Origin of the sequence: Ferriphaselus sp. R-1 (assembly GCF_000746095.1) — a bacterium.
In the GTDB taxonomy this organism is placed as follows: Bacteria; Pseudomonadota; Gammaproteobacteria; order Burkholderiales; family Gallionellaceae; genus Ferriphaselus.
Genome location: NZ_JQKP01000002.1, coordinates 216,267 through 228,646, shown reverse-complemented (window position 1 = coordinate 228,646; position 12,380 = coordinate 216,267). Strand labels below are relative to the sequence as shown.

At 62.2% G+C, this 12,380-nt stretch carries 13 protein-coding genes; 4 read left to right on the top strand and 9 right to left on the bottom strand.

The features are described 5' to 3' along the window. Positions 1-8 precede the first annotated feature (8 nt). The 3 genes from DM08_RS03505 to pyrE are packed head-to-tail and all read right to left on the bottom strand — an operon-like array spanning position 9 to position 1,673. Positions 9-446 carry a hypothetical protein gene (locus DM08_RS03505; RefSeq protein ID WP_035383234.1) on the bottom strand — a complete coding sequence of 146 codons (438 nt, stop codon included), beginning with the start codon at positions 444-446 and terminating at the stop codon, positions 9-11. Beyond that, positions 443-1,033 carry a DUF4124 domain-containing protein gene (locus DM08_RS03500; RefSeq protein ID WP_035383233.1) on the bottom strand — a complete coding sequence of 197 codons (591 nt, stop codon included), beginning with the start codon at positions 1,031-1,033 and terminating at the stop codon, positions 443-445. Before DM08_RS03500 ends, DM08_RS03505 begins: the two co-directional genes overlap by 4 nt. After that, entirely contained in the window at positions 1,026-1,673 is a 648-nt protein-coding gene (gene pyrE / locus DM08_RS03495) for an orotate phosphoribosyltransferase (RefSeq protein WP_035383414.1), read from the bottom strand. Before pyrE ends, DM08_RS03500 begins: the two co-directional genes overlap by 8 nt. Positions 1,674-1,734: 61 nt before the next feature. Between pyrE and DM08_RS03490 the strand changes: the two genes are divergently transcribed. Continuing rightward, entirely contained in the window at positions 1,735-2,529 is a 795-nt protein-coding gene (locus DM08_RS03490; RefSeq protein ID WP_081908762.1) for an exodeoxyribonuclease III, read from the top strand. Here the strand turns inward: DM08_RS03490 and DM08_RS03485 are convergent. The 6 genes from DM08_RS03485 to DM08_RS03460 are packed head-to-tail and all read right to left on the bottom strand — an operon-like array spanning position 2,497 to position 9,044. Continuing rightward, the gene (locus DM08_RS03485) at positions 2,497-3,483 is read right to left on the bottom strand and encodes a septal ring lytic transglycosylase RlpA family protein (protein ID WP_035383231.1); all 987 of its coding nucleotides are present in this window, start codon (positions 3,481-3,483) and stop codon (positions 2,497-2,499) included. The two genes, DM08_RS03490 and DM08_RS03485, sit on opposite strands and share 33 nt — an antisense overlap. Positions 3,484-3,493: 10 nt before the next feature. Then, positions 3,494-4,591, bottom strand: coding sequence for a rod shape-determining protein RodA (gene rodA / locus DM08_RS03480; RefSeq protein ID WP_035383230.1), 1,098 nt, complete (start codon positions 4,589-4,591; stop codon positions 3,494-3,496). Further along, positions 4,584-6,530, bottom strand: coding sequence for a penicillin-binding protein 2 (gene mrdA, locus DM08_RS03475; protein ID WP_035383229.1), 1,947 nt, complete (start codon positions 6,528-6,530; stop codon positions 4,584-4,586). The genes rodA and mrdA overlap by 8 nt, the downstream gene beginning before the upstream one ends. A 6-nt stretch (positions 6,531-6,536) precedes the next feature. Further along, positions 6,537-7,043, bottom strand: coding sequence for a rod shape-determining protein MreD (mreD, locus tag DM08_RS03470; RefSeq protein ID WP_035383228.1), 507 nt, complete (start codon positions 7,041-7,043; stop codon positions 6,537-6,539). After that, positions 7,040-7,945 carry a rod shape-determining protein MreC gene (gene mreC, locus DM08_RS03465; protein WP_035383227.1) on the bottom strand — a complete coding sequence of 302 codons (906 nt, stop codon included), beginning with the start codon at positions 7,943-7,945 and terminating at the stop codon, positions 7,040-7,042. The genes mreD and mreC overlap by 4 nt, the downstream gene beginning before the upstream one ends. 55 nt (positions 7,946-8,000) lie before the next feature. Next, complete coding sequence (locus DM08_RS03460; RefSeq protein ID WP_035383226.1) at positions 8,001-9,044, bottom strand: rod shape-determining protein; 1,044 nt, start codon at positions 9,042-9,044, stop codon at positions 8,001-8,003. A 99-nt stretch (positions 9,045-9,143) separates the two neighbouring features. Between DM08_RS03460 and gatC the strand changes: the two genes are divergently transcribed. Genes gatC through gatB form a run of 3 tightly spaced genes read left to right on the top strand, consistent with a single transcriptional unit; the run spans position 9,144 to position 12,346 of the window. Further along, positions 9,144-9,431: an Asp-tRNA(Asn)/Glu-tRNA(Gln) amidotransferase subunit GatC gene (gene gatC, locus DM08_RS03455; protein WP_035383225.1), complete on the top strand. Its 288-nt coding sequence runs from the start codon at positions 9,144-9,146 to the stop codon at positions 9,429-9,431. A 6-nt stretch (positions 9,432-9,437) separates the two neighbouring features. Then, positions 9,438-10,892 carry an Asp-tRNA(Asn)/Glu-tRNA(Gln) amidotransferase subunit GatA gene (gene gatA, locus DM08_RS03450; protein WP_035383224.1) on the top strand — a complete coding sequence of 485 codons (1,455 nt, stop codon included), beginning with the start codon at positions 9,438-9,440 and terminating at the stop codon, positions 10,890-10,892. Between the two features lie 2 nt (positions 10,893-10,894). Beyond that, positions 10,895-12,346 (top strand): Asp-tRNA(Asn)/Glu-tRNA(Gln) amidotransferase subunit GatB, encoded by a 1,452-nt coding sequence (gene gatB / locus DM08_RS03445; RefSeq protein WP_035383223.1) that lies wholly within the window; start codon positions 10,895-10,897, stop codon positions 12,344-12,346. Positions 12,347-12,380 lie beyond the last annotated feature (34 nt).

Below are 12,380 nucleotides of genomic sequence, written 5' to 3'. Positions count from 1 at the left end.
CTGCTTGCTTACGTCAATAGCCGGTGCATCCAGACGAACATCGCCTCGCCGTTGCTATCGGCTTGTTGGGCCAGCGCGGCAAGCTCTTCGACCAGCGTCGCCACCTCCGCTGCCGGCCAACCGGCCAGCTCGAACTCTTCCGTGGCGGCCAGCTCGACCCCCACGCTGTCCAGCGCATCCTCGTCCAGATACGCCAGTCTCTCGACCAGCTCATCGGGGATGCGGATGACGATGGCACCGTCCTCGCCCGCCACATAGTCGGGCTCATAGGAAGCAAGCGCCTCCTCGAAACTGTCGCCGGTGAGCAGGCAATGCAGGGTGGCGATCTTGCCGGTGTCGATGTCGCGCGCCTGAATGCCGCTCCACTCCTCCACCGGATGCTGCGATTCGCCGATGAGTTCGATGTCTTCCTCGTCGGCGATAACGATGTTCACTAGCAGGCTCATGGTTTTTTCCCGGTCAACTCGCGGTAACGCAATTTGTCTGACTCGGCGCGCTCCTTGATGGCGGCGATCTCGGCTTGGCGATGCGCAAGCTCCTGTTCCAGTTGGGCGACCAGCGTCTCATCGGCCACACGCTCCGGGGCAGGTGATCGGCCAGGGGCTACGTGAGCGGACCGGGTGTCCAGTTTCTGGCGGGCCTCCTTGAGGCGATCCTGCGTGTCCTTGAGTGACAGTTCGGCCTGCTTCAGGCTGCGTTCGCGGGCGGCATCGATCTCGGCTTCGCTGCTATAGCTCTGGATCAGCATGCGGTCATGGCGGCGCTGATCCAGTGCAGCGGCATCTGCGCTGCGTTTCCTGGCGCTTTCGGCCTCACGCGCCTGCCGCTCCTCCGCCGTCAACACCTCCTGCGACTTGATCACGCGCCCCTTCTCGTCCAGCTCTACGCTGCTGCGGTTCGCGTATTCGGGCGGGATGGTTTCGCCATAATGGGTGCGTCCTTTCTCATCCTTCCATTTGAAAGTCCTTGCCTCGATCGCCGAGGTAAAGAGCAGGCCAAGAACAAGAGCCGGGATCAGGCGGATGCTAGTCATTTTCTACTCCGTAGCGGTCGCGGTAGGCTTGTACCGCATGCAGGTTCTGCTGCAGCTCGGGTTGACCCTGCAAGTAGCCGAGCAAATCGCCGAGTGCAGCGATCGAGATCACCGGGATGCCGTAGCTGCGCTGAACTTCCTGTACGGCGGACAATTCGCCCTGGCCACGCTCCATGCGGTCCAGTGCGATGACCACGGCGCAAGGGGTCGCCCCGGCGGCACGGATCAGGTCGATGGATTCTCGCACCGAAGTGCCGGCAGAGATCACGTCGTCAATGATGAGCACCCGGCCCTGCAACTTGGCGCCTACCGTGGTGCCACCTTCGCCGTGATCCTTGGCCTCCTTGCGATTGAAGCAGTAAGGCACGTTGCGGCCTTGTTCCGCCAGCGCGATGGCCGTGCCTGCCGCCAGCGGGATGCCCTTGTAGGCCGGGCCGAACAGCATGTCGAACTCGACACCGGAGGCCAGAATGGCCTGCGCGTAGAACTGCGAGAGCTCGCGCAAGGCGCTACCGTCCTGAAACAGACCGGAATTGAAGAAGTAGGGTGAAAGTCGCCCTGCCTTGGTCTGGAACTCACCGAAACGCAACACGTTCTGGCTGATGGCGAAGCGGATGAAATCCTGGCGAAACTGGGACATGGTTGGCTCGGCGAACGATGGGGAGGCCATTATAATGGCAGCCTTCCATTTGGAGTACCTCATGCGCATCATTACCGCCAATCTCAACGGCATCCGCTCCGCGTTCAACAAGGGCTTCCTGCCCTGGCTGGAGCAACAGAATGCCGACCTCGTTTGTTTGCAGGAGCTCAAGGCGCAAGCGGCTGACATGACTCCGGACATGCTCGCCCCGGCGGGCTATCACGGCTTTCACCACTACGCCGAAAAGAAGGGCTACAGCGGTGTCGGCATCTACACCCGGCAAGTGCCGGATGCGGTGATCGAGGGTCTGGGCATCCCGGAGTTCGACTGTGAGGGGCGCTATCTGGAAGTGCAGTTCGGCAACCTCAGCGTGGTGTCGCTGTATCTGCCGTCCGGCTCCAGTGGCGAAGAGCGACAAGCGGTGAAGTTCAAGTTTCTCGATGCCTTCATGCCACACATGGTGCGGCTAAAAAACAGCGGGCGTGAGGTCATCGTCTGCGGTGACTGGAACATCGCCCACACCGAGAAAGACCTGAAGAACTGGAAGGGCAACAAGAAGAATTCCGGCTTCTTGCCGGAAGAGCGCGCCTGGATGAGCGAGCTGCTGGGCTCGGTGGGTTTTGTCGATGTGTTCCGCCAGTTGCATCCCGAGCTGGAAGCCTACACCTGGTGGTCGAATCGCGGACAGGCCTGGGCCAAGGACGTGGGTTGGCGCATCGATTACCAGATCGCTACGCCCGGCATCGCCCAGACCGCCCGCTCAACCTCGATCTACAAGGCTGAGCGCTTCAGCGACCACGCCCCGCTGACCGTGGATTACTCATCAGTGCTTGCTCACCAGGGGCTTGAAGCCTAACTGAGCCGCCAGCTTTTCAGCGGCGGCACGTGCGGCAGCGTCGTTTGGATACGGGCCGAGGTGCACTCTTACCAGCCCGTCGTTTTTTGGGTACAGCATCAGCTTTTTGGTGCCCGCGCTTAACTCGGACTGCATCTTTGCGCGGAAGCTCTCGGCGCTCTCCTGACTGCGGAAAGCGCCCAGTTGCAAAAAATGATCGCCGCCCTCCCCAGAAACGACAGGCAAGGTTTCGGCGATCGCTGCACTTGGTTCTGGGGCGGGGAGAGGGGTGCTACTGAGCACCCCTTCGTTTTGCAGGGCATAGGTACGTCCGCTGGCATGAACTGCAGGCGTGGGATCACTGTCGGCAGTCAGACTCTCCACCTCCACCTGCGCGCTACCGTTGCCGATGATGGCCAGCTTGGTCGCTGCCGCATAGGAAAGGTCGATGAGGCGATCATGCAGGAACGGGCCGCGATCGTTGATGCGCACCACTACCGAGCGACCATTGCCGACATTGGTGACGCGCGCATAGCTCGGCACCGGCAGGGTGGGATGGGCCGCAGTCATCTTGTACATGTCGTATGGCTCGCCGCTGGAGGTGTTCTGGCCGTGGAACTTCTTGCCGTACCAGGAGGCGATGCCGCGTGTCTTGTACTTCCCGGCCTCAGTCAGCGGCGTGTAGTTGTTGCCCAGAGCGACGTAAGGGCGGTTGGCATAACGGTGCAGCGGCTCGTTGACGGGTACGGCATCCGGAGTGTTTTCCAGGTTGGGTGGAATATCGTTGCCTGGGCCGTCCCCCGCCAAGTAACCGCCACGACCGGGAAGGCTGGTTGGCGACGATGGCTCCGTGATGGGAGCGTGTGTCGGGACGACAGGTACAGTCGCATCGCGTACGCCTGCCGGTTGCGTGGGCGTGGTGCCACAGGCGCTGAGTAGTAGCATCGCGCAGAGCAACGATCCGTATTGCTTCATGGGGTTCACCTCAAGTTTTTACCAGTTTTTGATGGGTATGCACGCTCATCAGGATACCAAAACCCAATAGCAATGTAAGCATGGAGGTCCCGCCATAGCTGACCAGCGGCAGCGGCACGCCTACCACCGGCAGGATGCCGCTGACCATGCCCATATTGACGAAGGCATAGGTGAAGAACGTCAGTGTGACGCTGCCCGCCATCAAGCGGGTGAAGTAGGTCGAGGCATTGGCGGTGATGACGAAGCCGCGCAGGATGACGAACAGGTACATGGCGAGCAGCAGCAGGTTGCCGAACAGGCCGAACTCTTCCGAATAGACGGCGAAGATGAAGTCGGTGTGGCTCTCCGGCAGGAAGTTGAGGTGAGTCTGAGTGCCGTTCAGATAGCCCTTGCCGAACACCCCGCCGGAGCCTACCGCGATCATGCCCTGGATGGTGTGATAGCCCTTGCCCAGCGCATCCTTGGTCGGATCGAGCAGCATCATGATGCGGTGCTTCTGGTAGTCGTGCAGCATGCCCCACAGGAAGGGTGCGCTGGCGGCGGCGGCGATGACCATGCCGGCCATGACGCGCCAGGAAAGTCCGGCCAGAAACAGTACGTAGAAGCCGCTGGCACCAATCAGGATGGCGGTGCCGAGGTCTGGCTGTTTGGCGATCAGGCCGACCGGCAGCAGCAGCAGCAGGGCGGCGATGGCGTAGGTCTTCATGGTCAGCGTGGCTTCGTATTTGTCGAAGTACCACGCCATCATCAGCGGCACGCCGATCTTCATCAGCTCCGACGGCTGGATGGTCGCCACCCCCAGATTCAGCCAGCGGCGGGCACCGTGACTGATCTCGCCGAACAGGGCCACGCCCAGCAACAGCAGTATGCCCACCAGATACAGGGGAACGGCGGAGCGCATCAGGTAATGCAGCGGCATGTTGGCGACCGCCCACATCAGCGCGAACGCCACCACGATGTTACCCAGTTGGGCGAACACGCGATGCCAGCTGGCATCGCCCGCGCTGTACAGCACCACCAGGCTGGTCAGCATCAGCAGGCTGATGGCGAGCAGCAGCACGGGGTCCAGGTGGGCGGTGAAGCGATGCCAGAATTCGCGCTTAGTCATGCTCCTCTACCTCCTCGGTGGCAGGCGCGGCTTCCGGTACGCCGGAGGCTGCGTTGCCCAACGGCTGTTTCGGCGCGGGCGGGGGCGGCACCTTGCCCAACAGATAGTAATCCATCACTTTGCGGGCGATTGGAGCTGCTGCGGAACCGCCATGGCCGCCGTTCTCGGCCAGCACGGCCAGAGCGATGGTCGGCGCCTCAGCCGGGGCGAAGGCGATGAACCAGGCGTGGTCGCGATGCCGCTCAGCCAACTTGCTGGCATCGTATTTCGCCCCTTGCTTGATGCCGACCACCTGCGCGGTCCCGGTCTTGCCCGCGATGGCATATGGAGCACCCGCCGCCGCCTGGAAGGCGGTACCGCCGGGTTGAGTGACGCCTATCATGGCGCGTCGTACCAGCTCGAAGTGCTCCGGGTTGATCGGGAAGTTGGCATCCACGATGGGGGCGATGGTGCGCTTCTCGCCGGTCTCCGAACTCTGGATCGCCCGGACCAGGTGCGGACGATAGCCGACACCGCCATTGGCGAGCGTGGCGGTAGCGGCGGCCAGTTGCATCGGCGTGACCAGATCGTAACCCTGGCCGATACCCGCCGAAACCGAGTCGCCGGCGTACCACTTTTGCTTGAAGCGCTTCAGCTTCCACTCCTGCGAGGGCAGCAGCCCCGGCTGCTCGCCATCCAGATCGACACCGGTCTTCTGGCCGAAGCCGAAGCGCGACAGGAAGTCGTGGATGTTGTCTATGCCCAGCTCGACGGCCAGACCGTAGTAGTACGTGTCGCAGGAGATGACGATGGAGCGGAACAGATCGACGCTGCCATGCCCGTCTTTCTTCCAGTCGCGGTACTGGTGACCGCTGCCCGGCAGTGTGAAGTAGCCGGGATCGCTGATGGTGTAGCTGGGCGAGCGTTTGTTGTAATGCAGTCCGGCCAGCGCCATGAAGGGCTTGAGCGTGGAGCCCGGTGGGTATTGCCCGCGCAGCACGCGGTTGTTCAGCGGCGTATCCGGTGAGTTGTTGAGCTCGTCCCAGCTCTGCTGGTCGATGCCGTCGATGAACAGGTTGGGGTCGTAGCCCGGCTTGCTGACGAAGGCGAGTACCTCGCCGTTGCGGGGGTCGATGGCGACTAGGGCACCGCGATAGTCGCCAAATGACTGTTCGGCGATTTCCTGCAATTTGGCGTCCAGACTCAGCATCAGATTGTTGCCGGAGCGCGGCGGCGTATGCGACAGCACGCGCACCCCGCGACCTCCGGCATCGACTTCGACCTGCTCCATGCCGGTCTGGCCGTGCAATTCGTGCTCGTAGCTCTCCTCCAGACCGGCCTTGCCGATGTAATCCGAGCCGCGATAATTGGCCAGCAGGTCTTCTTCTTCCAGCCGCTCACTGTCCTTCTGGTTGATGCGTCCAATGTAGCCGATCAGGTGCGAGGTGCCTTCGTGCAGGGGATACTCGCGGAACAGCCGCGCCTTGATCTCGACGCCGGGGAAGCGGTAGCGCTGGGCGGCGAACTTGGCGATCTCCTCATCCGTGAGTCGATTACGGATGGACAGACTCTCGAAATCGCGGCTCTCCGCCAGCAGCTTTTTGAAGCGTTTGCGGTCCTTGGGCTGGATGTCGATGAACTGGGCCAGTCCGTTAATGGTCGTCTCCAGATCGCCTGCCTTGCTGGGCGTGATCTCCAACGTGTAGGCGGAGTAGTTATGTGCCAGCACCACGCCATTGCGATCCAGGATCAGGCCGCGATTCGGCACGGTCGGCACGATGGAGATACGGTTTTTCTCTGCCATGGTGTGGAAATAGTCGTAGCGCACCAGTTGCAGGTAGACGAAGCGCGCGAGCAACAGGAACATCAGCAGCAGCACGAAGCCCAGGCTAAGCGCCAGTCGCAGGCGGAAATTGAAGATCTCCTGCTGATGGTTCTTGAGTTCGATGCGGTGCGGCATGGGTGCTTACAGGGAATCCGCCTTGGGCGCGCGCGGACGGCTGAGCGCTTGCAGCAGCAGGGTCAGCGGCAACCACAGCAAGGCCGAGGTGACACATCCCGGCAGATAGCTCCAGGCGAAATGGCCCTGCGCCACCCAGTCGATGGCGGCGAACACGAGGTAATTGACCAGCAGCAAGGGAAATACCTGCATCGTCTGCTGCGACAGATCCAGCATCAGGATGCGACGCTTGAAGATGCTGCTGCCCAGCGCCAGAGCGCTGTAAGCCAGTGCGTGCTGGCCGAACAGACTGGCATCCGCCACGTCGGCGAGCAAACCCACGAACCATGCGGTGCTGATGCCGACCTTGTGTGGCGTATGGGTGGTCCAATACAACAAGACCACTGCAATGAAATCCGGGCGTAGTGCCAGCGCCCAACCGTGCCAGGGTAGCCAGGTCAGCAACATGGCCAGAGCCATGCTGAACAGGATGGGCGGGACGGGGTTACGGTAATGCGGGAGGACGGCGCTCATGGCTTCTTCACCTTGCGTTTGCCGAGGGCGGGTTCATCCGGCAGCGGTTCGGGGGCGGCAGGTAGCGGGGTTTGCCCGGTCAGTATCAGCAAGTGCCGGTACTGGTCGACCTCAGCGATGGGCGCGCAGAGGATGCGGGCAAAGGGGTAACTCGCATCACGTTCGATCCGGATGACCCGCGCCACCGGCAAGCCGGGTGGGTAGATGCCGTCGATGCCGGAGGTCATCAGCAGGTCACCCTGCTGAATGTCCGAGCTGACCGGGGTGTAGCGTATGGTCAAATGATCGATGTCACCGGAGCCGAACACCACGGTGCGCAAGCCGTTGCGCAGCACCTCCACCGGTACGGCCTGATCCTTGTCGGTCACCAGCGTCACCTCGCTCATCAGCGGATAGACGCGGGTTATCTGGCCAACGATGCCGTTGGTGTCCATGACGACCTGGCCTGCCCGGATGTCTGCCTGAGTGCCCTTGTCGAGAAAGATCCGGCGACGGAACACGTCTTTCTCGGCGTAGATGATCTCGGCCAGTTGCGAGCGGAACTCGGCTCGGTCGCGCAGCTCCAGCAGTTTGCGCAATTGCAGGTTCTCGGCGGTGAGTGCCTGCAGTTGCGATAATCGGGCGCTGTCACTGTCCAGTTGCCGTTGCAATTCCTCGCTATGGCGGATCAAGCTGGATTGGGTATAGAGGTACTCGCGTGCATCGTGCAGGCTGGAGAACGGTAGCGAGAGCGCCCGCTGCACCGGCTGTACCAGCACCGACAGGCCATAGCGTATGGTGTCCAGAGTGCGGAAACGCACATCGACCACCAGCAAGAACATTGAGAGCAGGGCGAAGAAGGCGAAACGGACAGGAGGAGGGTAGCCGCGCTTGAAGAATCTGACTGGTTGCGCATTGTCCATACGGAGTCCCGGAGTGGCCGGGACTTACCTTGGGCAGCCCCGGCGTGTAGCGCGATCAGTCGGTGGTGAAGATACTGCTGAACTTGTCCATGCGATCCAGCGCCTTGCCGGAGCCGCGTGCTACACAGGTCAGCGGATCGTCGGCGATCAGCACCGGCAGGCCGGTCTCTTCCATCAGCAGGCGGTCGATGTCGCGTAGCAGCGCGCCGCCGCCGGTGAGCACCATGCCCTTGCTGGCGATGTCCGCGCCCAGTTCCGGCGGGGTCTGTTCCAGTGCGGTCTTCACCGCGCTGACGATGCTGTTCAGCGGATCGGTCAGCGCTTCGAGGATCTCGTTGCTGGAGATGGTGAAGCTGCGCGGCACGCCTTCGGCCAGGTTGCGGCCCTTGACTTCCATCTCGCGCACTTCGCTGCCGGGGAAGGCGGAGCCGATTTTTTTCTTGATCTCTTCAGCGGTGGTTTCGCCGATCAGCATGCCGTAGTTGCGGCGGATGTAGTTGATGATGGCTTCGTCGAACTTGTCGCCACCCACACGGACGGAACCGGAGTACACCGCGCCGCCCAGCGAGATCACGCCGACCTCGGTGGTGCCGCCGCCGATGTCCACCACCATGGAGCCGGTCGCGTCTTCCACCGGCAGATCGGCACCGATCGCCGCCGCCATCGGCTCTTCGATCAACTCCACGCGGCGCGCACCGGCGCCGTAGGCCGATTCACGGATGGCGCGGCGTTCCACTTGAGTGGAGCCGCAGGGCACGCAGATCACGATGCGCGGGCTGGGGGTGAAGATGCTGGATTTGTGCACCTTGCGGATGAACTGCTTGAGCATCTGCTCGGTGACGGTGAAGTCGGCGATCACGCCGTCCTTCATCGGGCGGATGGCGGTGATGTTGCCCGGCGTGCGGCCCAGCATCTGCTTGGCGGCGAGGCCGACCTGCTGGATCACTTTCTTGCCGTTGGGGCCGCCTTCCTGACGAATCGCCACGACCGAGGGTTCGTCCAGCACGATGCCTTGGCCGCGCGCCCAAATGAGCGTATTTGCTGTGCCGAGGTCGATCGCCAGATCGTTGGAAAAATAGCCGTTCAAAAAACCAAACATGTTCGTAATCCTGTAAGTCGAGAGCTGCACCGAGGGGTGCGCTGTAAAAGGCGTTTATGATACCCTATTACGCTCGTTTCTATAAAGCCTTACCCCATCATGTCCCTGACTACGGATGACGTAAAAAAAGTGGCGCGCCTGGCGCGTCTGGCCATGAGCGAGCAGGAGATACTCTCTGCCCAGGCCCAGCTCAACAACATTTTCGACCTGATCGCCGAGATGCAGGCGGTGGACACCACCGGCATCACCCCGATGTCCCATGCGCAGGATGTGGTGCAGCGCCTGCGTGCCGATGTTGTGACCGAATCCGATCAGCGGGAGTTATTCCAATCCATCGCGCCGCAAGTCGAAGCGGGGCTGTACCTTGTCCCACAGGTCATCGAGTAAGCCGTTATGTTTGAATCCAGTTTGAAGCAACTCGGCGACGCGCTGCGCGCCAAAAAGATCTCCAGCGTCGAGCTGACGCAGCTCTACCTCGACCGCATCGCCAAACTCAACCCGGCGCTGAATGCCTACGTCACGGTCAACCCGGAGATGTCGCTGGCACAGGCACGTGCCGCCGATGCCCGCATCGCCGCCGGTACCGCCGAAGCGCTGACCGGCATCCCGTTCGGGCAGAAAGACATCTTCTGCGCTCAGGGCTGGCTGACCACCTGCGGCTCGAAGATGCTGCACAACTTCGTCTCGCCTTACGACGCGCACATCATCAGCCAGTTCAACGCAGCCGGTGCGGTCAATCTCGGCAAGACCAACATGGACGAGTTCGCCATGGGCTCGTCGAACGAGACTTCGCATTACGGCGCGGTGAAGAACCCGTGGGATGTGGCGCGTGTGCCCGGCGGCTCGTCCGGCGGCACGGCCTCAGCCATCGCCGCGCGCTTGTGCGCGGCGGCCACCGGCACCGACACCGGCGGCTCCATCCGCCAGCCCGCCGCGCTGTGCGGTATCTCCGGCCTCAAACCGACCTACGGCGTGTGCTCGCGCTACGGCATGATCGCCTTTGCCTCCAGCCTGGATCAGGCCGGGCCGATGGGACGCAGCGCGGAAGACTTGGCGTTGATGATGAATGTGATGGCGGGCTACGACGAGCGTGACTCGACCAGCCTGCAGCGTGGCAAGGAAGATTACGCCCGCAATCTGGACCAGCCTCTGACCGGTCTGCGCATCGGCCTGCCCAAGGAATTCTTTGCGGCAGGTATGGGCAGCGACGTGGCGCAAGCCGTGGAAGCGGCCATCGCCGAATACAAAAAGCTGGGCGCGACCGTGGTCGACATCAGCCTGCCCAACTCCAGACTCTCCGTGCCGGTGTACTACGTGCTGGCCCCGGCGGAAGCCTCCAGCAACCTGTCGCGCTTCGACGGCGTGCGCTACGGCTACCGAGCCCCGGAATACAGCGACCTCGCCGACATGTACGAAAAGAGCCGCGCGCAGGGCTTCGGCTCGGAAGTGAAGCGCCGCATCATGATCGGCACTTACGTGTTGAGCCACGGCTATTACGACGCCTACTACCTGCAAGCGCAGAAGATTCGCCGCCTGATCGCCCAGGATTTCGTCGAGGCGTTCAAGCAGTGCGACGTCATCATGGGGCCGACCTCGCCTTCCACCGCCTTCAAGCTGGGCGAAAAGGGCGACGATCCGGTGCAGATGTATCTGTCCGACATCTACACCATCGCGGTGAATCTGGCCGGCCTGCCCGGCATGTCCATCCCCTGCGGCTTCGGCGACAACGCCATGCCGGTCGGCTTGCAGATCATCGGCAACTACTTCGATGAAGCGCGCATGCTGAATGTGGCGCACCAATATCAACTGGCGACCGACTGGCACAGCCGCGCGCCGCAAGGAATCTGAACATGACTTGGGAAATCGTCATCGGGCTGGAAGTACACACCCAGCTCTCGACCAATACAAAGATATTTTCCGGCGCGTCCACCGCCTTCGGCGCGGAGCCAAACACGCAGGCGGATGCAGTGAGTCTGGCGCTGCCGGGCGTGTTGCCAGTGCTGAACTGTGGCGCGGTCGAGCGTGCGATCAAGTTCGGCTTGGCCACTGGCGCGCACATCGCGCCGCGTTCGGTGTTCGCGCGCAAGAATTACTTTTACCCCGACCTGCCCAAGGGCTACCAGATCAGTCAGATGGACTTGCCGGTGGTGGGACAGGGTGCGCTGACCATTCAGGTCGAGCCGCTGTCGGGGAACGCAAAGCCGTATGAGAAAGTGGTGCGCATCACCCGCGCCCACCTCGAAGAGGATGCGGGAAAATCGGTGCACGGCAGCTCGCAGGGCGTGACCGGCATCGACCTCAACCGCGCGGGCACGCCGCTGCTGGAGATCGTGTCCGAGCCGGACATGCGCTCTGCCGCCGAAGCGATCGCTTATGCCAAGGCGCTGCACACGCTGGTGAAGTGGATCGGCATCTGTGATGGCAACATGCAGGAAGGCTCGTTCCGTTGCGATGTGAACGTATCGGTGCGCAAGCCGGGGCAACCGTTCGGCACCCGCCGCGAGATCAAGAACCTGAACTCGTTCAAGTTCATGCAGCAGGCCATCGACTACGAGGTGCAGTGGCAGATCGACACGATAGAGAATGGCGGCAAGGTGCAGCAGGCCACCGTGTTGTTCAACCCGGACACCGGCGAGACGCGCTCCATGCGCAGCAAGGAAGATGCGCACGACTACCGCTACTTCCCTGATCCCGATCTGTTGCCGCTGGAGATCAGCGAGGCGTGGAAGGCAGAAGTGCGTGCCACCATGCCCGAGCTGCCGCAAGCCAAGCAGCACCGCTACGTCAACGAACTCGGGCTGTCGGCTTACGATGCCAGCCTGCTCACCTCCTCACGCGAGATGGCCGACTTCTTCGAGGCCGCGCTGAGTGCCGTGCCGTCCCAAGCCAAGATATGCGCCAACTGGCTCATCGGCGAGGTCAGTGCCCAGCTCAACCGCGACGGGCTGGACATGGCGCAGTGCCCGATCACCGCGCAACAACTGGGCGGCATGTTGCTGCGCATCGCCGACGGTACCATCTCCAACTCCGGCGCGAAGGAAGTGTTCCGCACGCTGTGGGCGGAGGGCGGCGAGGCGGATGCCATCATCGAGGCTAAGGGGTTGAAGCAGGTCTCGGATTCCGGCGCGATCGAGGCGCTGGTGGACGAGATCATCGCCGCCAACGCCGACAAGGTGGCGGAATACCGTTCCGGCAAGGACAAGCTGTTCGGCTTCTTCGTCGGGCTGGCCATGAAGGCCAGCAAGGGCAAGGCCAATCCCGCGCAGTTGAACGAGATACTGAAGCAAAAGCTGGCGGGCTAATTCGACACCCCTCCGTTCGCCCTGAGTCAGTCGA

Coding starts and splice junctions, on each gene's coding strand:
- gatB (WP_035383223.1), top strand. CDS start 10,895: ATGACTTGGGAAATCGTCATCGGGCTGGAAGTACACACCCAGCTCTCG.
- DM08_RS03460 (WP_035383226.1), bottom strand. CDS start 9,044: ATGTTTGGTTTTTTGAACGGCTATTTTTCCAACGATCTGGCGATCGAC.
- mreC (WP_035383227.1), bottom strand. CDS start 7,945: ATGGACAATGCGCAACCAGTCAGATTCTTCAAGCGCGGCTACCCTCCT.
- DM08_RS03505 (WP_035383234.1), bottom strand. CDS start 446: ATGAGCCTGCTAGTGAACATCGTTATCGCCGACGAGGAAGACATCGAA.
- pyrE (WP_035383414.1), bottom strand. CDS start 1,673: ATGTCCCAGTTTCGCCAGGATTTCATCCGCTTCGCCATCAGCCAGAAC.
- mrdA (WP_035383229.1), bottom strand. CDS start 6,530: ATGCCGCACCGCATCGAACTCAAGAACCATCAGCAGGAGATCTTCAAT.
- DM08_RS03490 (WP_081908762.1), top strand. CDS start 1,735: ATGCGCATCATTACCGCCAATCTCAACGGCATCCGCTCCGCGTTCAAC.
- mreD (WP_035383228.1), bottom strand. CDS start 7,043: ATGAGCGCCGTCCTCCCGCATTACCGTAACCCCGTCCCGCCCATCCTG.
- gatA (WP_035383224.1), top strand. CDS start 9,438: ATGTTTGAATCCAGTTTGAAGCAACTCGGCGACGCGCTGCGCGCCAAA.
- DM08_RS03500 (WP_035383233.1), bottom strand. CDS start 1,033: ATGACTAGCATCCGCCTGATCCCGGCTCTTGTTCTTGGCCTGCTCTTT.
- DM08_RS03485 (WP_035383231.1), bottom strand. CDS start 3,483: ATGAAGCAATACGGATCGTTGCTCTGCGCGATGCTACTACTCAGCGCC.
- gatC (WP_035383225.1), top strand. CDS start 9,144: ATGTCCCTGACTACGGATGACGTAAAAAAAGTGGCGCGCCTGGCGCGT.
- rodA (WP_035383230.1), bottom strand. CDS start 4,591: ATGACTAAGCGCGAATTCTGGCATCGCTTCACCGCCCACCTGGACCCC.